Raw genomic sequence first — 299 nt, 5'->3', positions numbered from 1 at the left:
TGCTTTGACAGCTAGGATGTTGGCTTGGAAGCAGCCATTCATTTAAAGAGTGCGTAACAGCTCACTAGTCGAGCGATTCTGCATGGATAATAATCGGGCATAAACATACTACCGAAGCTATGGACGAAAGTGGTAGGGGAGCATTCTAATTGTGTTGAAGGTGTACTGTGAGGTATGCTGGAACGATTAGAAAAGAAAATGTAGGCATAAGTAACGATAATGCGGGCGAGAAACCCGCACTCCGAAAGACTAAGGTTTCCTCAGCTATGCTAATCAGCTGAGGGTTAGTCGGGACCTAA

General features: G+C 45.2%; 1 rRNA gene. It reads left to right on the top strand.

The features are described 5' to 3' along the window. A 23S ribosomal RNA gene (locus FUA24_RS07590) occupies positions 1 to 299 on the top strand; the annotation flags it as partial.

It is taken from the genome of Seonamhaeicola marinus (genome assembly GCF_008085455.1).
This window is presented reverse-complemented; position numbering and strand designations above follow the sequence as displayed.